This window comes from Ruegeria sp. AF7 (genome assembly GCF_056541885.1).
The window spans coordinates 37,081-58,628 of the sequence record NZ_JBQFYX010000014.1; the positions used below are offsets into that span (position 1 = coordinate 37,081).

Here is a 21,548-nt window from a genome sequence, read left to right on the forward strand (position 1 = left end):
TTGTCGTTGTGGGAGGGCGTGGCGGATCGGAGGATCAGTCATGGAAACATCAAACCTGCCTGCTATCCGCGCTTTTCGCCTGCATGGAACAAGGGCTGTATCGTCAGTCGCAAGTGACCGCCAAAGCCGAAACATGTTTGGGCAAAACGCGTGTCCAATGGCTGTTTCGCAAAGTATGCGACCCAATTGTCGAACATGCGTGATCTGACGGTTGTTCCCATCGATTAGATCTCGAACAGTTTTCAATATGATCTCATTGAAAGGCTACCACATCCCCAAGGATGCGGTTCTATACGCTGTGTACTTCTATCTGCGTTACACGGTTTCTTATCGTGACTTGGAAGAGATCATGACTGAACACGGTGTGAAGGCTGACCACGCTATTCTCAACAGATGAGTTGTTAGATTTTCACCCTTGGTAGCCGCGCAAGCGCAATCGAAGAAACGTCCAACACAAAAATCCTGGAGAATGGTTGAGACCTTCATACGGGTTCGCGGCAAATGGGAGTATCTTTATCATGCAGTCGAAATGGCAGGAAACACCTTTGATTTTTTCCTGTCTGAGCGAATGAACCGCCCGGCAGTAGCTAGGTTTGTTACCAAAGCGCTGTCGACAGATGCAATTCCGAGTAAGATCGTCATCGATAAAAGCGGCGCTAATGCGGCAGGTACTCGAAAATTGAACTGAATTCTGAGGTGGTTTGGATGCCCCGCCAAAGTACAGACAATCAGGTCCAAGTATCGGAACAACATGATCATCAGGTCATAAAACGGCGTGTTCGGCATATGTGTGGATGTAAGCCTTCGAATCCGCCTCAGCCACATTGGATAGCATTGAGGTGGCCAACATGATCCAAAAACATCAACTCCCCAGCGCTACGACCTCGGGCTTTCGGATGTTTGCCGAGATCGCAGGATAGGTGTGTCCAGTAGTTGACTGCCTATGGTCGTTCCAAAAGTTTGAGACACATCCAATAGAGGTTCCGACACACTTGTTATCTAAGATGCGTAGGCAATCGGGTGGTGGCACGCTACCCCCACACCATCCGACCGTTTCTCAAGACGTGGCGCCTCACTCCCACATTGATCACTGGCGTATGCGCAGCGCGCGCGGAATGCACATCCCTGCGGCGGGTTTAGCGGATCGGGCAATTCGGTTTCACGTCCCTCTGGTGCAGTCAACGGACGCCCAACCACCGGCGCACTGTCAGTCAGAAGTTTAGTGTACGGATGTTTGGGATAGGCAAAAACCTCATCGGCTGGACCCACCTCAACCACTGAGCCAAAATACAGCACCGCGACCCGATCACTGACAGCTTCGACGACAGCAAGATCATGGCTGATGAACAGATAGGTCAACCCAAACTGCTCCTTCAAGTCGGCAAGCAGGTTCAGAACCTGCGCCTGCACTGACACATCCAGTGCCGAAACGGGTTCATCGAGAACGAGGATACGCGCTTCTGCCGCCAAGGCTCGCGCGATCCCGATCCGCTGTGCTTGCCCGCCTGAAAACTCATGCGGATAGCGATCCAGAAACTCTTCGCGCAGGTTCACCGCGGCAAAAATCTCCCGTATGCGGTCCGCGCGGGCAGCCGCGGGCATATCGTGCAAATGCTTAAGCGGCGCTTCCATGATCTGCCGGATGGTTTTACGCGGGTTGAGGCTGCTGATCGGGTCCTGAAACACATACTGGATCTTGCGGCCAAACAAGGCCGGGTCGGCATTGTCGAGCGGCTCCCCATTGATTTCAATTGTTCCGGTGCTGGGGGGCAGGAGACCAACAAGCATTCGCGCGAGGGTGGATTTTCCACAGCCGGATTCACCAACGATCCCAAGTGTTTCGCCCTCTTCAACGGTCAGCGACAGCGGTTGAACAGCACGCACCAGCGCCCGTGGTGGGCCAAACATGCGCTTGCCGACGGGGAAGACCTTGCTGAGTTCGGTCAGTTTGAGAGCGGTGATCATCAGCATGCCTCCTGCGGTGGCGTTTCCGGAGCAACGCAACGGACCAAGCTCTCGGCACCATGCCGGACCAGTTCTATGTTCCCCTGCCGACAAGTATCGCCCGCCTTATGGCATCGATCCGCAAAGGCGCAACCCTCGGGCAGTCTGTCTACCACTGGCGGGAGGCCGGGTATGGCAGCCAACTCGCGTCGGCCCTGCCCAAGTTCAGGTACGCAGGCCATAAGGCGCGCGGTATAGGGGTGGGCCGGGGCATCAAGGATGGTCTTTGTCGGGCCCTCTTCGACAATTCGGCCCGCATACATCACCGCGACCCGGTCACATAGCTGTGCGACCACACCAAAGTCATGCGTGATGAAAATGATGGCCAATCCCCGTTCGCGCCGCAGGTCATCGAGCAAGGACAGGATCTGCGCCTGCACGGTCACATCCAAGGCCGTGGTCGGTTCATCCGCGATGATAACCTCCGGATCGTTGGCCAGCGCCAAAGCGATCCCCACGCGCTGTCGCATTCCACCCGACATTTCGTGCGGGTAGCTGTCAACGCGCTGTTCGGCATTGGGAATGCGGACCGATGTCAGCAGCTCAATAGCATGGGCACGGGCCTTTTTCCTGTCAAAAAGGTGATGCGCTCGTACGGCCTCGATCAGCTGGTCACTGACCGTGTAAAGGGGGTGCAACGTGGCCAGCGGATCTTGGAAGATATAGGCGATCCGGTCTCCCCTAAGTGATCGCAGTTTTTCATAGGGTGCACCGATCAGATCCTCACCCTTGTAGTGAACTGCGCCACCCGTGATAACGCCCGGAGGTGAAGCCACCAAACCCATGATGCTGAGCGCCGTCACCGATTTTCCGGAACCGCTTTCACCAATCACCCCAAGGCATTTACCTGGGTTGACCTGTAGGTCGACACCGCCAACGGCCTTGTAAACACGGTCCTCGACGTGGAACTGGGTCTTCAGTCCGCGTAGCGCCAGCAATGTGTCGCCTTCTGAGGAAGGAACCGGACCGGCGCGCTGGACCATGGTGGCCGGCATCGGGCGTGAGAGCGCACCGGATTTCAGCCGAGGGTCCAGTGCATCGCGCACCCCGTCGCCCAAAAGGTTGATCGCCATGACGATGATCAGGATCATTGCGCCCGGTACGATCGAGGTATGCGGATTGGTGATCAAGGCCGAGCGAGCTTCGCCCAGCATCGAACCCAGATCGGCCTGCGGCGGCTGCGATCCCAGCCCGAGAAAGCTGAGCCCGGCGGTCTCCAGGATCATCCATCCGATGGTTGTCGACATGGCGATCACGATCACTGGGATCACGTTCGGAAGCACTTCGGTCAGGATGATGCGGGCATCCGTCATGCCCGATAACCGTGCCGCGTCGACGAATTCCTTATGGGCAATGCCAACTGTGATGCCCCGGATGTTACGGGCAAAGAAGGGGATGTTGACGGCAGCCACTGCGATCAGCGCGTTCATAAGACCTGGCCCGAGAGCCGCGACAATCGCAAGTGCCAAAAGAATGTAGGGAAAAGCCATCAGCATATCGACGCCGCGCATGATGATGTTGTCCGTGCGCCCACCGTAGTAGCCAGCGATGATGCCGATGGCCGCGCCCAGGGTCGCCGCGATGATTGCCGCCGCAAATCCCACGGCCAGCGACAGGCGTGTGCCCCAGAGCAGACGACTGAGAAGATCGCGCCCAAGGTGATCGGTTCCCAGCAGGGCACCCTCTGAAAATGGCCGCTTGAACCGGTTTGCTGTATCGGTCACATCCGGATCCGCTAACGGCAGAAGCGGCGTCACCAAGGCCAGAAGAACCACCAGGCCCATCACGACCAACCCGCCAAGCGCCAGCCGGTTGCGCGCCAGAAGCATAAGGAAGTTCTTCATGTCTTGATCCTTGGGTCGAGCAGGCTTTGCGCGACGTCGACCGCGATATTGAACATGACGTAGCAGGCCGCGACAAAGACGACGCCGCCCTGCACCAGCAGGATGTCCCGTTTCAGGATGGCATCGACCAGCATGCGCCCGACGCCAGGCCACTGGAACACCATCTCGATATAGACCGCACCTGACAGAACAAACCCGGCCTGCACCCCCAAGACCGGAATGATGCTGACCATGGCCGCGCGCAGGGCATGGCGCCAGACAACCGAACGCTCATGAACGCCCTTGGCGCGGGCGGTACGGATAAAATCCTGACGCAGCACCTCGAGCATGGCAGAGCGCGACAGGCGTGCAATGACCCCGGTTGCCACCACCGCCAGCGCCAGCGCGGGTAAGGTCAGGTGGCTGATCAGCGCCGACAGGTCCCGCGCGCCATAGATGGGCCACATGCCGGACACCGGAAACCAGCGCAGTTTCACCGCAAAGATGAGGATCATCATCATGCCAAGGAAAAAGGATGGAATGGAAATTCCCAGAAGAACCGCAAAGGTGATGGCCTTGTCAGCCAGACCGTATTGCCGGGCGGCGGATACGACCCCGGCCGCGACACCAAGGAGCGAGCACAGGACAAATGCCGTACCCGCAAGGACCAAAGTCGCCCCGAAACGGTCAAGCACCTCGTCCAGAACGGCACGGTTGAGAGAGAAACTGCGCCCAAAATCACCCTGAAGCATGTTCCCGAGCCAGATGAAATATCGCTGCACCATCGGCTTGTCCAAGCCAAGGTCGCGGTTGAGCTTTTCTACGTTTTCGGGGGTTGCATAGGACCCCAGAATCGCAGTGGCCGGATCGCCGGGGATCATCGCCATGATGACAAAGACAATAATCGATATCCCGAACAGAACCGGAATCGCGGAAACCAGTCTTTTGAGTATGTACCCTGTCATTGCCCCCACCCGGAATTGTGCAGCCGCACCATGCACACGGCTGCACGTGTCGTTCTAGTTCTTGACCACGTCATCCAGCAGCAGGAAGAACGACGGCTGGAGCGAGAAGTTTTCGACACGGTCGGAGGTAACCGCATTCTGCTTCCAGTTGGCAACGAAGACCCAAGGCGCGTCTTCCTGCACGATGACCTGCATCTCCTGATAGAGACGCGCGCGTTCTGCCTGATCGGTTGCAGCGCGGGCGGCTTCCAACAGTTCGTCAACCTTCGGGTTGGAGTAGTAGCCCGAGTTGAACCCGCCCTGATCCGGCCATGCAGCTGTGCGCAGCGCGAGGAAAGGGAGCGTGTCCGGGTCGTTGGTCATCCAGGCCATTTCGGCCATGTCTGCCTTGCCTTCAAGGCCCGGGTTCACTTCGCCAAGGAAGGTGTTCCATTCATAGGTCTCGATGTTGACGGTCAGGCCAACGGACTGGAGATCGGCTTGGATCGCGGTACCCATCGCCACGGGATCAAGCATCCCGGAACCGCCCTCGGTGACGTAAAAAGTCAGCTCAGCGCCTTCGGCACCTGCTTCGGCAAGCAGTTCGCGCGCCTTGTCGGGGTCGTAGGGGTAAGGCTCCAGGCTTTCGTTATAGGCCCAGGCGAATGCCGGCGGTGTCGGACCGGCAGCGACAGCTGCCGTACCTTCCAGAACGTCGTTGACGATGGCTTCCTTGTTGATGGCATAGTTTGCCGCTTGGCGGACACGCACGTCAGCAAACGGACCTTCTTTGGCGTTCAAGATGAGGAACCAGACGTGTGGACCAGCCTGTTCATGAATGGTGTAGGTATCGCCTTGAAATTCGCTCAGCGCGACCGGGGGAACCTCGACCATCAGGTCGATACCGCCTGCCAGCATCTCGGCGGTGCGGGTGTTTGCGTCCGTGATTGGGCGAAACACAACGGCCTGCAACTCCGGTGCACCGTCCCAGTAATCGGCGTTGGCTTCGATGACCACGGCCTCGTTGGACCGCCATTCAGCGAATTTGAATGCCCCGGTGCCGGACGGGTTGCGCCCAAACTCAGCCCCGTGCTGCTCCACCGCAGCGGGCGAAACGATCAGCCCGGTGGGATAAGCCAGGTTGGACAGGAATGGTGCATAGGGCGCGTTCAGCGTGAAGCGCACAGTTAGGTCATCCACAACCTCAACGTTCTCTACAGCCGAGAAGAAGAAGGACAGCGGGAAGGGGCCAGTGTTGTGATAGGGATGGTTTTCATCCAGCATCCGGTCAAAGCTGAACTTGACCGCATCAGCGTTGAAGGCGCTTCCGTCGTGGAACGTCACGTCGTCCCGCAGGGAGAAGGTGTAGACTGTTCCGTCCTCACTGATGTCCCAGGAATTTGCCAGCGAAGGCTCAACTTCAAGCGTCCCGTCCTTGTAGCGGACCAGTCCGTCATAGACGTTCATCAAAATTCGGAAGTCGTTAACAGCGGTTACGGCCGCAGGGTCAAGCGCCTTGGGTTCAGCAATCTGCCCAACGATCAGAACATCTTCGGGCGTCTGTGCCTGGGCCAAAAGTGGAGAGAGAGCAAGTGCCGTGGCTGCACCTGCAGCCAGCATTGCCCTGCGGGACAGTTTCAGCAGTTTCATGAGGTGTCTCCCTGTTATTTATTATGATGAATTGCATTCATGCAAATTATCATGATAAATTCAAGAAAAATGTGTTAGGGCAGTAGAATGACCTTCTCGATTCTGTCTTTCGACAATAAAACAGGCGTTTTTGCCGCTGCCGCCGCAACGGGAAGTCTCTGCGTGGGTGGCTGGGTCCTGCGGGGTGATATCGAATCGGGCCTTGTGGCATCACAGGGCACCGCCCCCAGCACCTTTTGGCGAGACGATGCAGTGCGCGCGATGTACCGCGGCCAGACCGCCCGTAATGCTGTCGAGGCGGTGACGTCAGATGATCCCGGGAAGGGGCATAGGCAACTGATTGCCCTGGATCGCAGCGGCGCAACTCACGGGTTCACTGGAGCGAACAGCGTGCCGTATGCCGGTCACTTAACGAAACAAAGGTTAGCGGTTGCAGGAAACATGCTCGAGGGACCTGAGGTTCTTGCGGCGATGGTGACAGCAGCGCAAACCTGCACGGATGGGCCGGATCGGAAAATGCTCCAAGTTTTGAATACTGCCCGGCTGGCGGGCGGCGACAGCCGCGGGCTGTTATCTGCGGCCATGTTGGTCCTTGCGCCCGATCGCCCACCATTAGACCTGCGCATCGATTACAGTGACGATCCGATAGCGGACCTTGAAAAGCTCTATCTCAGGACCCGAACATCACCATACTTTGATTGGCTTGCCGAAGTCCCGGTGCTCGAGAACAAAGTCTGCGCCCCGCAGTAACATTTGGCCTTAGAAGACCGACCAACCCGTTGTCTGGGCCAGCATCGCTGCGGCGCGGGTGCCAGCATGTGAGTTTCCATAGTGGTTTAGCCCCGGTGACCAGATTGCAATCGAAGCGACCCTCGGTGCAATCACCAGTATGCCACCACCGACCCCGCTCTTGCCAGGCAGCCCGACCTGATAGGCAAACTCGCCTGACCCATCATAGTGACCACATGTCATCATGAGCGCATTGATGCGTCGGGCATGTCGCGGAGAAATCACGTTTGGGCCGGCCCGAAGGCGGGCAAGCGATCTTCCGGCAAGAGCAAGCTGCCGCGTGGTCATCTCGATTGCACATTGATGAAAATAGGTGCCAAGGGTCAGGTCTGGTTCATTTTGCAGATTGCCATGTGATTGCAAGTAATGTGCCAACGCCTTGTTCCGCGCACCCGTCAATCTTTCCGATGCTGCGACCTTGTCGTTGATGTGGATATCGTCGGTTTCCGCCATCGCACGGATCAGTCCAAGGACCTCGGCGAGGGCCTGTTTGGGCTGCCGCCCAGCAAGAAGGACATCAGTAGTGACAATGGCCCCCGCGTTCACGAAGGGATTACGCGGGCGACCATTCTCTCGTTCCAACAGGACCACGGAGTCAAATGACGTGCCCGATGGCTCGCGCCCGACACGGCTCCAGAGTTGGTCACCAAACCGCCCCAGCGTCGCCGCGAGGGAAAAAACCTTGGACACACTTTGTATTGAGAAGGGGCGATCCGAGGCCCCCGCATTCAGGCAGTCGCCATTTGCCAAGCAAACACTTATCGCCAATTGGCGAGGTGGAATACAGGCTAGTTCCGGGATGTATTGGGCAGGTGTTCCCCAATCGTCCAGACGAAAAATCTCATCATGGATATCTTGCAGAATGCGCTCTGTCAGGACCACTTTATTCTCCGAGAAAGCGACGCAACAGATGGGCTTCCTGAACGCTCATCAACTCTTCGGCGATCTGCATGTGCGAATACATGATGCTGCGGGCTCGTTCCGGCTCGCCTTGCCGCAACGCCTCAACCAGTTGCAATTGATGCGCTCGCCCTTTACGCCAAAGTTCCACGTTCGGCGGATCATAGAGCCTGCGATAGACTGTCAAGTCGGTCAGCGCCTGCGCCATAAACCCAATGACAAAGCCAAGCAGCCGATTGCCCGCGAAATCCGACAGCCGGGCATGAAAGTCTAGAGAGGTGATGTGCTGCACTTTCTCTTCTTCGGCCGATGTTGCCGGTTCGGGGTGGCGCAGCGCTAGGTCGTGCAACTCCTCCAACTGGTTCTCGCTTAGATGGCCTGCCAGGCTGGCCGCCAGCTCAGGTTCCAGGACCTTTCGCATCTGATAGATGTCGGCGACAGACAGGTCTTGAAAGTAGAAAAAATTGGCCAACAGGGACCGGGCGCGTTCGGTCGAGACCTGACCTACGATGCTGCCGCCACCGGGACCGGTCTTGGTCACGATCAGGCCCTGAGCCTCAAGAATGCGCAGCGCTTCGCGAACTGTCCCTTTCGACACGCCGAACTGCTCGATCATCTCACCTTCATTTGGCAGCTTGTCACCCGCCTTCAGATCGCGCTCCACCACCCATTGTTTGATTTCATCGGCAACCAGAACTGGTCGCGATCGTCTTGGCTTGGTCGATGGGGTCCCGCTGCCGTCCATTCTGCACCTCAAATTTTATCATGATAAAATCATATACACCTAGGCGCCCTATGTGTAGAGGATAATTTATCATGATAAATGAGGAAAGTGATGAACTGGGGACAGTGCGCTCAGGACCGTCTGTCGGAAATAGCAAAATGCAGTGTCGATGAAACCGGAGTCACACGGTTTCCGTTTACGCCCGAGCACAAGGCTGCATTAGGTGTTATTCAGTCATGGATGACACAGGCCGGTCTGAAGGTCCACATGGACGCCGCTGGCACACTCATCGGTCGCAGGGAAGGGCCATTGGGGGCTCCAACGTTCCTGATCGGTTCACACCAGGATTCTGTGAAGAATGGTGGGCGATACGACGGGATCATGGGGGTTGTGCTGGGATGTCTCGCACTTGAGAAACTTGTGGCAAACGGAGTCGAACTGCCCTTTTCTGTCGAAGTCCTCGCCTTTGCCGACGAGGAAGGCGTCCGCTTCCCGACCGCTCTGATGGGGCCGCGCGCTTTGGCCGGCACGTTTGACCCGGCTGTTCTGGCCATGAAGGATAACGATGGAGTGTCTCTGCGCCGCGCACTTGCCGACTTTGGTGGCGATCCGGACGGAGTTGAGGCTCTCGCGCGCGATCCTGCCACCACACTGGGATATCTGGAAATCCACATCGAGCAGGGCCCGGTTCTGCAGGCGGCGGATGCCGCACTCGGGGTCGTCACAGGAATTTGCGGGATTGAACGAAACACAGTCACATTTACCGGTGACACGGGCCATGCTGGGACAGTGCCCATGGACAGCCGCCGCGATGCGCTGGTGGCGGCCTCTGACTTCATCTCTGCAATCCATATCGCGGCGTTGAAGATAACCAATCTGCGTGCAACCGTTGGCGCGTTGTCCCTGCATCCCAACGTGGTAAACGCCATCCCGAGGGACGTGGAACTGACCCTTGAAATCCGGGCTCTGGACGACACCGTTCGAGACAATTTCGCAAGATTGGCGCGGTCGGCAGGTGACAGGATTTCGGGGCTGCGCCACGTGGAGTTTTCAATGGAGCGAACCTACGAACAGCCCGCCGTGCCGTGCGATAGCAAAATGGTTGACGATTTGGAGGCTGCCATTGCCACGATCGGCCAGACCGCGACACGCCTTCCGTCTGGCGCCACCCATGACACATCGGCTAAGGCCTATCTCTGCCAGACTGCCATGCTGTTCGTCCGATGCAAAGATGGGCTCAGCCATAAGCCCGAGGAATTCGCGACTGACAATGATATGGGCGCTGCAATTCAAGCTATTTCCAGTTTTCTAGCAACTGTATTTCTCAGGACTCAAAGCCAGTAGATGATCAAGCGACGAGAGCGATTGCTGAGGCGATTGAAATCTAACCGTACCGGGCCGTCTTCACGGACGGCCCAATCCGGGCTTTCGTCGTTACAAGCGATGCCGCAGCGCAGCTGCCCGAAAGCGGGTTGCTGTCGCTGTGATTCCGTAAGTCCTTACGCCTTCATCAGCTGTTTGATCCCTCCGATGAATGTCGCATCGTCCTGTGCCTTGCGATTGTCCAACAATTTCACTGCATCCGAACCTGCCCGGTAACGGAGGCGGTGACCGGTTTCATTGGCCGCGTCCCAGATAACCTCTGCAACGGTTTCGGGCTCTGACGAGTTGGACGCCAATGTTCCAAAGACCCGCCCCATGGCTTCTGCCATCGGCGCGTAGTCCGCAAGGTCTTCGTCCATGGCGAAGTCAAACGAGCTTCCACCAAAGTTGGTCTTGATCATTCCAGGTTCGACAATACGGACATGGATACCAAGCGGTTCAAGCTCGTAATGGAGCGCTTCCGACAGACCTTCGACCGCAAACTTCGTACCGTGATAGAGCGTGCCAAGCGGGAAGGTGATCTGACCGCCAATGGACGAGATGTTGATGATCGTGCCCGTGCGGTTCGCTCGCATATGCGGTAGCACGGCCTTTGTGACCTCCATCAAGCCAATTACATTGGTGTCGAACTGCCGCCGGATGCGTTCCATCGAAAAGGCCTCCAGCGCGCCATAGGCACCATAGCCCGCATTGTTGAGCAACACGTCGATCCTCCCGAACCGGTCGATACCAGCGGCAACAGCTTCGGCGATCGAACTCGGGTCAGTCACATCAAGCTGCGCCACATGGACGTTTTCCAAACCAGCCAGATCACCCGCGTTGTCGGGGTTGCGCATGGTTGCGACAACGCTCCACCCATTGGCTTGGAAATGTCTCGCGGTGGCCTCTCCTATGCCCGAGGAGGCGCCGGTGATCAGAATAGTTTTCATGGAAAGTCTCCGTCAGGCGTTGAGTTTCAACATATCTTCGATTCCGAAGCTGGTCATGACGTTGCGCGTCACATCGTGCAGCACATTGTTGTAACGTTCGATCTGCGGGCCAACGCCAACGTAATCGACAACAGTGCGGAATGGTTTCTGCCCGAAGGGCTTGTCCAGTAGAGCGACGACCGCCTCCGCAATCCGCTCCGGGCGTTGATCGGGTGTTGCTTCAAGCATCTGGGCCAATCCGGCGGCAGACATTGCCGGGACAGCTGCAAACTCTCCATATTGCGCCTCGCGGTCCGAGTCGTTGGGCGCAACCATGCCATCGAAAAAGGCCGTGGGCATGGCGCCGGGTTCGATGATGCAGGACTCAATCCCGAAGCCTGACAACTCTGTCCGATAGCATTCGACAATAGCTTCCAGCGCCCATTTCGAGGCGGAATAGGTCCCGTAGAAAGGCGTCGCGATCCGGCCGATCAGACTGGAGGTGTAGAGAACCGTCCCCTGCCCCCGCGCCCGCATATGTGGCAGCGCCGCGCGCATGACGCGCTGGACACCCAAGACGTTCACGTCGAAAACGTGTGCCATGTCGTCGGGCGACATTAATTCCTGAATGCCGTAGGAGCCAATCCCGGCATTGTTGAACAAGACGTCGAGGCCACCTAGATGTGTGATCGCATCTGCGATCGCCCGCTCAGAACTGGTCGCGTCTGTTGCATCCATTTCGACAATGGATGCCCCAGCCGCCTCAAGTGCGGCAACTGTACCGGCGTTCTTTCCCTCGCGGGTTCGGACACTTCCTGCAACCTGATAGCCCCTTTCGAGAAGTGCGAGGGCCGTCGGCTTTCCAAACCCGCCGGCGATGCCGGTGATCATGACCTTTTACATGTCGGTCTCCTTTGTTATGCCTTGATCACGTTAGTCGCATCAACCGCTTCAATCTTTTCCGATTGGCCAAAATTCTTGCCTGATCCTCCAGATATGCGTGTATTTGTTATGCCATATTGTGTGATGATGCTATTGATAGGCGACCTTTGGGAGGCCAACGACGTGAAGAACGAAAAACTGTTATCACGCATTTCAGCGCTGCTTGATCAAGCAGGCGTCGCTGAAGGCGCATTTCATCATACGCAGAGCGGCACCCACCTCCTGCGGCATCACGCAACGACCGACCTGAATGCGACCGTTTATCGACCTCTTCTTTGTCTGATCCTGCAAGGCGCAAAGCAGGTGGGGTCCAGCACCCGAAAACTAACGGTGGGCTCCGGACAATCCCTCATCGTGAGCCATACACTCCCAGTTATTTCGCGGATTACAGAGGCGTCGCGCGAGACCCCCTACACGGCTTTGGTCTTTCCACTTGATCTCGACCTTCTCAGGTCATTGTCCCCCGCTGTGCGACCCGTGTTGAACGCGCCGTCTTCCGATCCATTCTCGATCTGCTTGTGTGACACCGATCCAGATCTGACAGACGCGCTTCACCGCTATTTCCTTCAGTGCGAGGACGAGGAGGCGAGGCAACTGTTGGCACCGATCACATCCCGCGAAATCCATGCACGGCTTCTGATCGGGCGACACGCGCAGATCCTGCAAAGACTTCTCTGGCATGAAAGCGCGGCCAGCCGTATTTTTCTTGCGACGCGGGAAATACAGGCAAACCTGTCGGAATCCATCACCGTCGGGGATCTAGCCGCGAGGATCGGGATGAGCAATTCCGCGTTTTTCGAGCAGTTCAAAGCCGTGACCGGCACTTCACCGCTCCAATACCAAAAGGACCTGCGCTTGTTGAAGGCCAGAGACGACCTGCGGACGAGCCGTGCCAAGATCTCCGAAGTAGCATTCGCTGTAGGCTATGAAAGCTCCGCGCAGTTCTCACGGGAATACTCGCGTAAGTTCGGAAGAGCACCCAGGCAAGACCGTGCGCTAGAGGCGGCCGACTGACGCACGTTAACAGGCGTTGGCGGTCGACACGGAGCAAACTTGTTTGGTCAGGATGTGAGTTTTCAGTTGAAGTATTTCACCGAGTTCGAAGCAAAACGCAGGTTTGAATCTGACACGCTGTGGTTGAACCTCGCCGTCACTTTCTAAATGGTGCTTACCTTCTAGTGACAGAGTACGAAAAGTGTTTGTCGCTGCGCTTTAATAAATGCGCATTCGCAACTAGAAGGCTCATCCGTAAAGTAGGAAAAGGTTTGGCAGAACTTTTTGTTATCTGCTTACGATACAAGTGCAGTAAACTTGAGTGTCTCTGCAATCAACTGCAAGTGTCCCGAGAGCATCGATTAAATTGCTCGATGCGCTGGAGTTCAAATAGTACTACGCGATCTCAGCCACGGACACGGCCAGCTTTACACTGAAACTAATGGTTCTCAAGGGCGGTTGAATTCATGAAAGGGAGGACGATGACGACACAGGGGAAAGCCACAAACTCTCCGCCTTTGAAAGCGCCTTTGCCGGTTGGGCGGAGCCTTATAGGCAAGATTGTCAGGGAGCCTTTTGTACACTTTGCTGTTCTCAGTGTTGCGATCTTTGGTTGGTTCAAGCTGGCGCAGCCTGCGGAGTGGAGTGCTGAGCCTGATGCGCGGGTGATCCTTGTTGATCAGCGGCAGATTGATCTTCTGGCCAGTCAGTTTAGTAACACCTGGCGGCGTCCTCCAACCGAAGATGAGATATTTAATCTCAAGGAAGATTGGCTGAATCGCGAGGTTCTGGTGCGGGAGGCCCTCGCACTGGGTCTGGATGGCAATGATGAGATCATCCGGAATCGGCTTGTGCAGAAGATGAACTTCCTTCTCGCGTCCGAAGCGAGCGCGGCGCGACCAGAAGATGAGGTGCTGCAAACTTACCTGTCGGACAATGCTGAGGTGTTTACGAATCCCGCGCGGGTTGCGGCCAGCGTTGTTTTCCTTGGACAGAACCCCAGCGACACGTTTGTCGAACAAACAAGGTCGCGTTTGGATGCGGGGGAAGATCACCGCCAACTGGGTCAGGCATCATTGCTTCCTACAGAGTTTGATCTGAGTGTGCGCTCATCTGTCGATGGCGATTTCGGAACTGGCTTCTTTGACCAGCTGCAACCATTGCCGCTGAGTGAATGGAGTGGACCTGTTCAATCGTCCTTCGGGCGGCACATGGTTCGGATCGACAACAGGCGGGACGCGGTTTTGCCTCCTTTTGGCGTAGTCCGCGATCGCGTTTTGGCGCATTGGCGCGAGAAACAAGCCGAACGCGCGACAGAGATATTCCTGGAAAATCTGCGATCCACCTATGTGATTCAGGAAATCGGAGAGACGGACAGGCCCGCAGGTGAGTCATGAAGCACCGTCTGCCTTTGATCGCGCTGCTGGTAGTGCTTCTATCCCCTGCCATGGCGATCGCCCATGCGCTGGAACCGGGATATCTTGAGATCTCGCAGGAAACGGACAGCGACTGGCATGTCTTCTGGCGTAAGCCTGATGTTCGGGGCACTCCGATGGATATCGACGTTGCGCTTCCGGATACCTGTACCGCACCCACCTTTGACGCGCCGATCTTTGACGGTCGCGCCTGGACGCAGGTCTGGCGTATGTCCTGTGCCGGAGATCTGCGTGGAAACACGATTAGGATCGACAAGCTGGGTGCCCAACGCACGGATGTGTTGTTGCGTGTAGGCTACCTCGACATGGAGCACATGGCGACCTTCCGCCTTACCCCGGACGCGCCTTCGGTGACATTGCCGGCGCAGCAGGGTTTGCTCCAAACTCTGTGGCAATACGGTGTTCTGGGGTTCGAGCACATTCTGGAGGGCTGGGACCACTTGCTTTTTGTATTCGCCCTGCTGGTATTGATCCGCAACCTGCGTCAACTGATTTGGGCGGTTACCGCCTTTACCGTCGCGCATTCGATCACGCTTGGTCTGGCGACATTTGGCGTACTGAACGTTCCGGGCCCACCGGTCGAAGCGGTCATCGCCCTGTCGATTGTCTTTCTTGCGACCGAAGTTTTGCGATCGGGTGAAAAGCCAGAGACACTGGCCAGCCGTTTCCCATGGGTGATTTCCTTTGGATTTGGCCTGCTGCATGGACTGGGATTTGCCGGGGCACTTGCCGATATCGGCTTACCCGAACAGGATATTCCAGCGGCCTTGCTGGCGTTCAACCTTGGGGTCGAGTCGGGGCAATTGGCCTTCATCTTCGCCGTCCTGAGTGTGTTCCTGGTACTGCGGAAAATTGCTCAGGTGATTTGGGGATGGTCCTTGGCGACTGGCCCCTCACGCCAGATCCTTGGATACCCAATCGGCTGCATAGCTGTTTTTTGGCTGGCCGAACGGCTGGCTGGATTTTGAGCAAAAGAAGGAAGGATAAGGGACAGTGATGAAAACATTTGGAGGCGTGATGATGGTCGCTGTAGTCGCTCTCGCCGGCTGCGACGTGGCAGATCCGGATTGCACACCGGAAAAAGCCGCGAAGCGTCAGGTCCAGCAAGCGACTATCGGGATTAGTACCAACAGATGCACACCGGCCGAAACAGCACGCGATACCGCAGGTATCGAAGGTTGAGGAATTCGGGTGCTCCAAAACACTGAGCGCATTTTGAGTGGTGGCGAAGTGACACCCGATACCGTTCTGATGTAACGGTTGTCACTGCCTCAGGCTTTGGAAGTCCGGATCGGTTCCCCGTTCAAACCTCGTAGACCGGGGAACCGTCAGAAATTGGTTTTGAAACGCCCGGATAAGACGGAGACCACATGCACTGGAAAGGACGTCGCACAAGCAACCCGTGGGGTGTCTCGTGCCGGAATGGGCGGTGCCGGATTGATAGTCGTCCTCGTGATCGGCCTGCTTTTTGGCGTTGATATCACACCGTTTCTGAGTGGCGGAGGTCAGGTAGCACCTCCGCAGGCAAATGCGCCTGTTCAGATTGACGACGAAACCGAGGATTTTGTCGCCGTCATCCTCGCAGACACCAAAGTGGTCTGGGGCGAGGGTATCGCTACCACTCGTCAATGTCTGCTTCCGGGAAGCTGCGATGCAGCATTGAAACGCACACTCAGCGTCCGGAGAGGACCATCCTCAATGTTGGCTCGTCAACTCTGGCGTGGATCAATGCGGCGCCACCACATGACAGTTTCGAGCCCAACTCAGTCTTACTCGCTTGCAGCGGACGTCGGAAGGTTCAAGCGAAGCCACCACGTTGACTATTTGTATTCCTCGATTGTCTCTCTTGCCGCGTCGTCAATTGCCCCCGCGAGCAATTTGCCACCATCGTTGTCGCAAGTTTCTTCGAGTTCCTCGACAAACTCGTCTTTGAGGTCATCGAGACAGTCTTCCCGAACGACCGCAATGACATCATTCTGCGGAGTTGTCCCGCTGCTATTATCGCCATGTCACATCATGTCACCGCGTGGGAGTGTACCAAATGGGCGAAGTATAGGCGCGGTCCTGTTGCACCATTACCGCGTCTTCAGGTAGATTGAGCGGGCCGTAGAATGCTTCGTCATAGGCGAGCCATGACGGCGTCGGAATCTCCAGAACACGAACGTAGTAGTATGCGCGCTGCATAGGATCAAAGTCCGCATCTTCCCAATAACTGCCCAGTGCCGCTGCGCCGATGGTGTTCGTGTAGTCGGCGCCGTCAACCGTTCTGCCGACCTGTCCGAGTTTGCCGTCTGCGTCCAGAGTACGCACGCCTGACCAGGCGACATTAAACACCTTTGTTTGCGGCTCACCCTCCGCGTTCACCCAACCTTTTACGATCTGAATGCGGTCGAGGTTGGCACCATCCGGGTCACGCAAGGCGCGGATCATGAAGGTTGGCACAGCGCCCTCAGGACCGGCAAACAGGTCGGCACCCATGGGCACGCCGCGCGCATAGCCGGTCTTGGCGAAATCCGGGCGATGTACTTCATCGGCGGTGAAATCCCAGCCGGCGAAGACACGTACAGTCATGCGCGGCCCGGTCGTGGCGTAGACTTCCTTGCGTTTGAAGGCGTCCCAGATCGCCTCGCGCGTGTTCTCCCGCGTCCAGGCAGCAGTGAGGCCGGAGGCCAGTGTTTCATAGTGCTTTACGGTGACCGCCTCACCCAAAAAATCGGGTTGCACGACATTCTCATCATAGCGCTCGTGACCTGATCCGGGTTCGCCCAGGGTTGCCTTTCCGAAGTAGTTGTCCTCGCGCGTGGTGGCAAGCGATGTGTGGCTGTCTGTCGATCCGATCATGCCAAACTTGAACGGATTGGCTCCGATTTCCTCTTCGAATTTGAGGCCGCGCGCCAAGGCTTGCCGCGCATACTCACGTGGCAGCATCTCGGGTGTCTTGAGCTCATTGCCAAAATTGCCCCGGTCCCAGTTGTAGTAGTCCGCGAACTCGTCATTCGGGCTCAGCATCGGGTGCGTCTCTCCATCGCCCTTGATTTGGGTCACTTCATAGAGCGGTTCCCAGCGCATGCGGCGCTCGGCATAGTCGAGGTCGATCGGCGCGCCGTTCATCCGCATGTCGTCAAACATCAAGCCGTTCGATAGATTGCCGTTGTGTGCAAAGGCCATGACGCGGCCACCGGTATCCGCCTCGTATAGCTCCATCCAGTCCCAGAGATCTTCAGGATCGACGCTGTCGTAGTTCGAGAATGGGACCAGGTCTTCGACCTTGTCGGCATCGTCGCGGAACATCACGATGCGATGCAGGTTGTTCATGTCCGGGCTGGATGTCCACTCAAACCCGTGCAGTGCAGTGAAAATGCCGGGCTGGTTATAGCGTTCGGCAGTAACCACGATCTGGTTCCAGATGGAGCGGGTCAGGTCGTCATCGTCCAACGGGTCATTGCCAGCCCCCATCTCGGTTCCCCACATCACGTAGGCGCCGAACGGGTCGCCCCCCTTGACGCGATCATGGATTTTGCGACCCCACGGGATAGCGAGCAAACCCGGGTTCGACTCCTCGATCATTGGTGCGAGGCCGAGGTTCTCTGCATGGTCTGCCACGACAAGAAAATCTAGGGGGCGAACAAGCTGCGCGTAATCCCCAAGCGATGCCCGGACTTTCTCGCCTCGGGCAAAGCGAAAGGCCTCATCCGGTCCGAGAGAGTTGCCGAGCATACCGGCATCGGTCGAATAGGACGTGTGCAGGTGCGTATCGCCGAAGAAGACGCGGTTTGGATAGGACTGGTCGAGAAAAGGCGAATAGTGCTGCGCGCCCAGTGTCACATTTTCCGCGTCAACGGCAACATCACCTACATATCCTTGTGCGCATGCAGTGCTTGCCCAGAGGATTGCGACTCCCGCCGCCGTGATTGCTCTTTTCTTCATCTCAAACCCCTTCTTGGTTCAGTCTGCAGGTCGGATCGCTCGAAAAGTCCAGTCCCCTTCAAGAATTTCGGTGCGCGGTTGGTAGAGACGGATTGCATGGTTCCACCCTTGAGTGATTGGAATGCAATTTATCCGGCCATCCTCGCAGTGTCCGAAACTGATCGTCTATGGCAACCGCGCACTAAGCACGATTGTGCCTTCCTTCGTTCGGTTGTGTCACCGGACATTTTCCGACAAAATGACGCGACGCAACATGGTGACAACTCGCGAGGTTTCGCATGTCGTCGAGCTGCTAGACCATTATGCCGGGGCCAAAATTGTGAACGCCGCTATGGCCTCGACAGGGTTGGTTCGATCTGTTCTATCCCTGAAAACCGGCTTCGCCACTTATGCGACTGAAGGCATTCTGATCGAGACCGTCGCCCGGACAATCAGGGACCGGCATCTTGGCGCTTTGCTTGGTTCCGGGTTTCTTTCTCATCTCCGCTCCTTGGCGGTTATGATGAGCCAACCCCCCCCCCTTATCAATTCGACTTAAACTGTCCCATTTGCGCTGACGTCAGACAATGACGTGCATAACACCGTTGATTTTGCAGGACAATTTCAGACAAGATTCTGATTAATTAGGGTACATAAAAATGTACCTTACTTGAACAGCCCGCCCTGTGCGATCCGCCAAGTTTCAGGCCTGATCCCGTGGGTAAATGACCTGCAGACTGTCCGTTTGAAATTGACCAAAGCTCTTTTTCCATCTCCGCCCCGGCCATAGCAGTTCGGCTGTCAGATCGTGGGGGTGGTAGGCTGCCGTGTAAAGGGTTCCGAAACCCTGATCGAAAGCCAGCGAGTACAGCGGCGGTTTCAGGAAAGATCCGACAAAAATCTCTTTCGTCTCTGGGTGCAAAGTCAGGCGATGCAGAAGGAAACGCTCACGCTCGACCGTGGCGGTGAGGCGTGCATGGCTTTTCCATTCCACGCGCTCCTGATGGTTGGTGGAAACAGCAGCATGGGTAAAAAGCGTCGGCCGGTCCGGTGCAAGAAACGCTGTAAAGAACTGCCGGTCCCGGTTCAGGACCGTAACGTTGTAGCTCATGTGGCACGGAACCCGTAGCAGAACCTCCTTCGCCTCTTCCAGCGTCGAACAGGTCTGCAAAAGGTATCGCAGGATCAGGGGAACCCCAAAGCCTTCGCCGACTGCGCGGCGGCCACCGAATGTTAGGGAAACGGTTAACCCAGCATCATTCATGCCATCTAGCAATCCAAACAAGCCATCCGAAGTGCCCATAACCTGACGCCCGTTCCAATCGGTCTTCAGGAAAATTCCATCAAAGGCCGAAGGGTTGTAGTCGTAGTTCCGCACCATCAACGGTTCTGGCCCCTGCCAAATCGCCTGGCTGCACCCGGCCAGATAGCGCGGCGGGCAAAAGAAGCTCAGGAACCGCGCCTCCAGATCGCCGGCGCCAAAGGCGGCACACAGCATGTCATAGGGCTCGAGCATTTCCGGCATATATGTTTTCAGGGCATGACGGCACTCGGAATATGTCGGGCGTGATGACAACCCTTCGCTTGCCCACCATTTAAGATAGGCATTTCGATATTCGGAGAAAATCCCGGACAGTTTCTGTCCGGGTTTCTTTTCTTCTACGGCGCGAAAGGTTAGCTTCATGCACTCTACATAATCTTAAAGGCCGGATCCTCAAATGCCTGAGCCGATGGCAGCGGACGTGCCGAGAATGCGTTCTTGATGCCATTGATCCAATGCTTCGACTTTGCCGTAAGCTGAAAACCCTTGGTCATCGACCGGCCCCGTGTGACGAGAATGCCCAGATCGGCCCCTTCGTACCGGTAGTCGCCAACATTCGATATCCTCAAAAAGAACGCTTCGTCTTCGCTTTCAACTGCACGCCGGTGATAATCGAACCGGTCGAATACCACCTGCCCGTCTGGCAACATCTTGTAGATCCCGGATTCTGGGGCATTGGTGATGATATCGACTGTGTCCTCGGTGTGCTTGATCACCATTTGCGACCAGGAATCGATCATGTCGGGATCGGCCCAGCGTGCGTTCAGCTCTTCGACACCTAGGTTGAACGGTTTTTTCGAGAATTCCAACAGGTGAAACAGGAACAACGGCGCATCAGCATGCGCGAAAGCCGCGTGGTTGGTCATTGAGGACGCCCCCGTGATCCGGGGATTGAGCTCGCCCAACCAGATGTCCCCGGTCTTTTTGTCGATCAGGAAATCCAGTTCGAAATAGCCGCGATATCCTTCCTTGCGAAGTTGTTCGCCAAATTTGAAAGTCAGTTCCCGCGCTTTCTCGCGTGTCTTCGGTGGGAACGCGGTCGAGAAAATTTCGTTTCCGCACCAGCCTCCGCGATAGGGGGTCAGTTCCTTGAACCCGACAAGTTCCGTCATCAGTGGCCCGACAATCGTGCCTTCGGACGTGGCGCAGGCTTCGATCGCCGAACCCCGGCAGTCGATGCGTTTCATGATTTTGATTTCGCCCTGGCCCACGATCTCATGTTCGTGTTTGCGGAAGTCGGCCTCGGACTTGATGAAAAAGGTAGTGTGGCCCGAATCTCCAAACGCGCTTTGCAGAACAAGATCATCGCCAAGCCCCGCTTTCTTGCAGACCTTCTTCAATTGATCGTAGCTATCGACCTTGGACAGCGTATTGGGAACCGACGGGACACCCGCCTTGTTTCCAACCCGGACCGTTTCGATCTTGTTGTCCATCTTGGTGCGCAGCTTCGCCTTGGGGAACCAAACTTCGCCGCCCAGTTCCTTGACCAGTTTTTCCGTCTTTTCGTCGAACATCAGGAAAACAAATTTCGGCTTGCCGCCGCGCGCCTTGACGTAATCGACAACTTCCTTGTGCTGAAGCAGATAGTTGTTGATGTCTTCGATCGACTGAAACTCGTCATGGGGAAGTTCGGAAGGAACCAGAACGTTGGGATGGCGTCCGTCAAAGCAATCCATGTAGCAGATGTACTTGAAATTCTTGACCCATTCATCCAGACCGAGCAGGTTGAAATTGGTCGCCGAGACAAAGTATATCGGGTCCGAATTCGTGTGAAAGTAACGGCGGATCTCCGATATGTTCTTGAGTACCTTCTTGGGCATTTAAC

At 56.5% G+C, this 21,548-nt stretch carries 18 protein-coding genes and 1 pseudogene; 8 read left to right on the top strand and 11 right to left on the bottom strand.

Annotated features, from left to right (window positions below; translation table 11 throughout):
* The first annotated feature begins 247 nt into the window (after positions 1–247).
* A pseudogene (locus ACR0AP_RS16865) lies at positions 248–920 on the top strand (IS6 family transposase).
* Positions 921–999: 79 nt separating this feature from the next.
* On the opposite strand, the gene ACR0AP_RS16870 reads toward ACR0AP_RS16865, so the two are convergent.
* The 4 genes from ACR0AP_RS16870 to ACR0AP_RS16885 are packed head-to-tail and all read right to left on the bottom strand — an operon-like array spanning position 1,000 to position 6,421.
* A complete protein-coding gene (locus ACR0AP_RS16870; protein ID WP_480508022.1) occupies positions 1,000–1,965 on the bottom strand; it encodes an ABC transporter ATP-binding protein in 966 nt (321 codons plus the stop codon).
* Positions 1,965–3,848 carry a dipeptide/oligopeptide/nickel ABC transporter permease/ATP-binding protein gene (locus tag ACR0AP_RS16875; RefSeq protein ID WP_480508024.1) on the bottom strand — a complete coding sequence of 628 codons (1,884 nt, stop codon included), beginning with the start codon at positions 3,846–3,848 and terminating at the stop codon, positions 1,965–1,967. Before ACR0AP_RS16875 ends, ACR0AP_RS16870 begins: the two co-directional genes overlap by 1 nt.
* Complete coding sequence (locus ACR0AP_RS16880; protein ID WP_480508026.1) at positions 3,845–4,792, bottom strand: ABC transporter permease; 948 nt, start codon at positions 4,790–4,792, stop codon at positions 3,845–3,847. The genes ACR0AP_RS16875 and ACR0AP_RS16880 overlap by 4 nt, the downstream gene beginning before the upstream one ends.
* 54 nt (positions 4,793–4,846) lie before the next feature.
* Complete coding sequence (locus ACR0AP_RS16885) at positions 4,847–6,421, bottom strand: ABC transporter substrate-binding protein (protein ID WP_480508028.1); 1,575 nt, start codon at positions 6,419–6,421, stop codon at positions 4,847–4,849.
* Positions 6,422–6,508: 87 nt separating this feature from the next.
* Between ACR0AP_RS16885 and ACR0AP_RS16890 the strand changes: the two genes are divergently transcribed.
* On the top strand, positions 6,509–7,171 hold the full coding sequence (locus ACR0AP_RS16890) for a DUF1028 domain-containing protein (RefSeq protein ID WP_480508030.1): 663 nt from the start codon (positions 6,509–6,511) through the stop codon (positions 7,169–7,171).
* A 9-nt stretch (positions 7,172–7,180) separates the two neighbouring features.
* Here the strand turns inward: ACR0AP_RS16890 and ACR0AP_RS16895 are convergent, their stop codons facing one another.
* Together ACR0AP_RS16895 and ACR0AP_RS16900 are read right to left on the bottom strand one after the other, a co-directional pair.
* Entirely contained in the window at positions 7,181–8,092 is a 912-nt protein-coding gene (locus ACR0AP_RS16895) for a glutaminase (RefSeq protein WP_480508032.1), read from the bottom strand.
* Position 8,093: 1 nt separating this feature from the next.
* Entirely contained in the window at positions 8,094–8,855 is a 762-nt protein-coding gene (locus ACR0AP_RS16900) for a FadR/GntR family transcriptional regulator (RefSeq protein WP_209506735.1), read from the bottom strand.
* A 90-nt stretch (positions 8,856–8,945) separates the two neighbouring features.
* Here ACR0AP_RS16900 and ACR0AP_RS16905 point away from each other — a divergent pair, with 90 nt between their 5' ends.
* Positions 8,946–10,178 carry a M20 family metallo-hydrolase gene (locus tag ACR0AP_RS16905; RefSeq protein ID WP_480508034.1) on the top strand — a complete coding sequence of 411 codons (1,233 nt, stop codon included), beginning with the start codon at positions 8,946–8,948 and terminating at the stop codon, positions 10,176–10,178.
* Positions 10,179–10,333: 155 nt separating this feature from the next.
* Here the strand turns inward: ACR0AP_RS16905 and ACR0AP_RS16910 are convergent, their stop codons facing one another.
* Entirely contained in the window at positions 10,334–11,146 is an 813-nt protein-coding gene (locus tag ACR0AP_RS16910; protein WP_480508036.1) for an SDR family oxidoreductase, read from the bottom strand.
* A 12-nt stretch (positions 11,147–11,158) separates the two neighbouring features.
* The gene (locus ACR0AP_RS16915) at positions 11,159–12,016 is read right to left on the bottom strand and encodes an SDR family NAD(P)-dependent oxidoreductase (RefSeq protein ID WP_480508038.1); all 858 of its coding nucleotides are present in this window, start codon (positions 12,014–12,016) and stop codon (positions 11,159–11,161) included.
* A 174-nt stretch (positions 12,017–12,190) separates the two neighbouring features.
* Between ACR0AP_RS16915 and ACR0AP_RS16920 the strand changes: the two genes are divergently transcribed.
* The 5 genes from ACR0AP_RS16920 (at position 12,191) to ACR0AP_RS16940 (ending at position 16,590) form a co-directional block, all read left to right on the top strand.
* On the top strand, positions 12,191–13,081 hold the full coding sequence (locus ACR0AP_RS16920; protein WP_480508040.1) for an AraC family transcriptional regulator: 891 nt from the start codon (positions 12,191–12,193) through the stop codon (positions 13,079–13,081).
* A 461-nt stretch (positions 13,082–13,542) separates the two neighbouring features.
* Entirely contained in the window at positions 13,543–14,457 is a 915-nt protein-coding gene (locus ACR0AP_RS16925) for a peptidyl-prolyl cis-trans isomerase (protein WP_480508042.1), read from the top strand.
* On the top strand, positions 14,454–15,464 hold the full coding sequence (locus ACR0AP_RS16930) for a HupE/UreJ family protein (RefSeq protein ID WP_480508044.1): 1,011 nt from the start codon (positions 14,454–14,456) through the stop codon (positions 15,462–15,464). The genes ACR0AP_RS16925 and ACR0AP_RS16930 overlap by 4 nt, the downstream gene beginning before the upstream one ends.
* Positions 15,465–15,492: 28 nt before the next feature.
* Complete coding sequence (locus tag ACR0AP_RS16935; protein ID WP_480508046.1) at positions 15,493–15,678, top strand: hypothetical protein; 186 nt, start codon at positions 15,493–15,495, stop codon at positions 15,676–15,678.
* 225 nt (positions 15,679–15,903) lie between these two features.
* On the top strand, positions 15,904–16,590 hold the full coding sequence (locus tag ACR0AP_RS16940; protein WP_480508048.1) for a neutral zinc metallopeptidase: 687 nt from the start codon (positions 15,904–15,906) through the stop codon (positions 16,588–16,590).
* Here ACR0AP_RS16940 and ACR0AP_RS16945 read toward each other — a convergent pair.
* The 3 genes from ACR0AP_RS16945 to ACR0AP_RS16955 form a co-directional block, all read right to left on the bottom strand.
* Positions 16,516–18,423: a DUF3604 domain-containing protein gene (locus tag ACR0AP_RS16945; protein WP_480508050.1), complete on the bottom strand. Its 1,908-nt coding sequence runs from the start codon at positions 18,421–18,423 to the stop codon at positions 16,516–16,518. The two genes, ACR0AP_RS16940 and ACR0AP_RS16945, sit on opposite strands and share 75 nt — an antisense overlap.
* A gap of 682 nt (positions 18,424–19,105) precedes the next feature.
* Positions 19,106–20,086, bottom strand: a complete 981-nt coding sequence (locus tag ACR0AP_RS16950; RefSeq protein ID WP_480508052.1) for a C45 family autoproteolytic acyltransferase/hydolase — start codon at positions 20,084–20,086, stop codon at positions 19,106–19,108.
* A gap of 5 nt (positions 20,087–20,091) precedes the next feature.
* Positions 20,092–21,543: a biotin carboxylase gene (locus ACR0AP_RS16955; RefSeq protein ID WP_209599125.1), complete on the bottom strand. Its 1,452-nt coding sequence runs from the start codon at positions 21,541–21,543 to the stop codon at positions 20,092–20,094.
* Between the last annotated feature and the right edge of the window lie 5 nt (positions 21,544–21,548).

What these genes read in the sequence shown, in the direction of transcription:
- ACR0AP_RS16880 (WP_480508026.1), bottom strand. Translation starts at nt 4,792, where the DNA reads ATGACAGGGTACATACTCAAAAGACTGGTTTCCGCGATTCCGGTTCTG.
- ACR0AP_RS16950 (WP_480508052.1), bottom strand. Translation starts at nt 20,086, where the DNA reads ATGAAGCTAACCTTTCGCGCCGTAGAAGAAAAGAAACCCGGACAGAAA.
- ACR0AP_RS16890 (WP_480508030.1), top strand. Translation starts at nt 6,509, where the DNA reads ATGACCTTCTCGATTCTGTCTTTCGACAATAAAACAGGCGTTTTTGCC.
- ACR0AP_RS16955 (WP_209599125.1), bottom strand. Translation starts at nt 21,543, where the DNA reads ATGCCCAAGAAGGTACTCAAGAACATATCGGAGATCCGCCGTTACTTT.
- ACR0AP_RS16875 (WP_480508024.1), bottom strand. Translation starts at nt 3,848, where the DNA reads ATGAAGAACTTCCTTATGCTTCTGGCGCGCAACCGGCTGGCGCTTGGC.
- ACR0AP_RS16915 (WP_480508038.1), bottom strand. Translation starts at nt 12,016, where the DNA reads ATGATCACCGGCATCGCCGGCGGGTTTGGAAAGCCGACGGCCCTCGCA.
- ACR0AP_RS16935 (WP_480508046.1), top strand. Translation starts at nt 15,493, where the DNA reads ATGAAAACATTTGGAGGCGTGATGATGGTCGCTGTAGTCGCTCTCGCC.
- ACR0AP_RS16905 (WP_480508034.1), top strand. Translation starts at nt 8,946, where the DNA reads ATGAACTGGGGACAGTGCGCTCAGGACCGTCTGTCGGAAATAGCAAAA.
- ACR0AP_RS16885 (WP_480508028.1), bottom strand. Translation starts at nt 6,421, where the DNA reads ATGAAACTGCTGAAACTGTCCCGCAGGGCAATGCTGGCTGCAGGTGCA.
- ACR0AP_RS16870 (WP_480508022.1), bottom strand. Translation starts at nt 1,965, where the DNA reads ATGATCACCGCTCTCAAACTGACCGAACTCAGCAAGGTCTTCCCCGTC.
- ACR0AP_RS16910 (WP_480508036.1), bottom strand. Translation starts at nt 11,146, where the DNA reads ATGAAAACTATTCTGATCACCGGCGCCTCCTCGGGCATAGGAGAGGCC.
- ACR0AP_RS16900 (WP_209506735.1), bottom strand. Translation starts at nt 8,855, where the DNA reads ATGGACGGCAGCGGGACCCCATCGACCAAGCCAAGACGATCGCGACCA.
- ACR0AP_RS16930 (WP_480508044.1), top strand. Translation starts at nt 14,454, where the DNA reads ATGAAGCACCGTCTGCCTTTGATCGCGCTGCTGGTAGTGCTTCTATCC.
- ACR0AP_RS16925 (WP_480508042.1), top strand. Translation starts at nt 13,543, where the DNA reads ATGACGACACAGGGGAAAGCCACAAACTCTCCGCCTTTGAAAGCGCCT.
- ACR0AP_RS16945 (WP_480508050.1), bottom strand. Translation starts at nt 18,423, where the DNA reads ATGAAGAAAAGAGCAATCACGGCGGCGGGAGTCGCAATCCTCTGGGCA.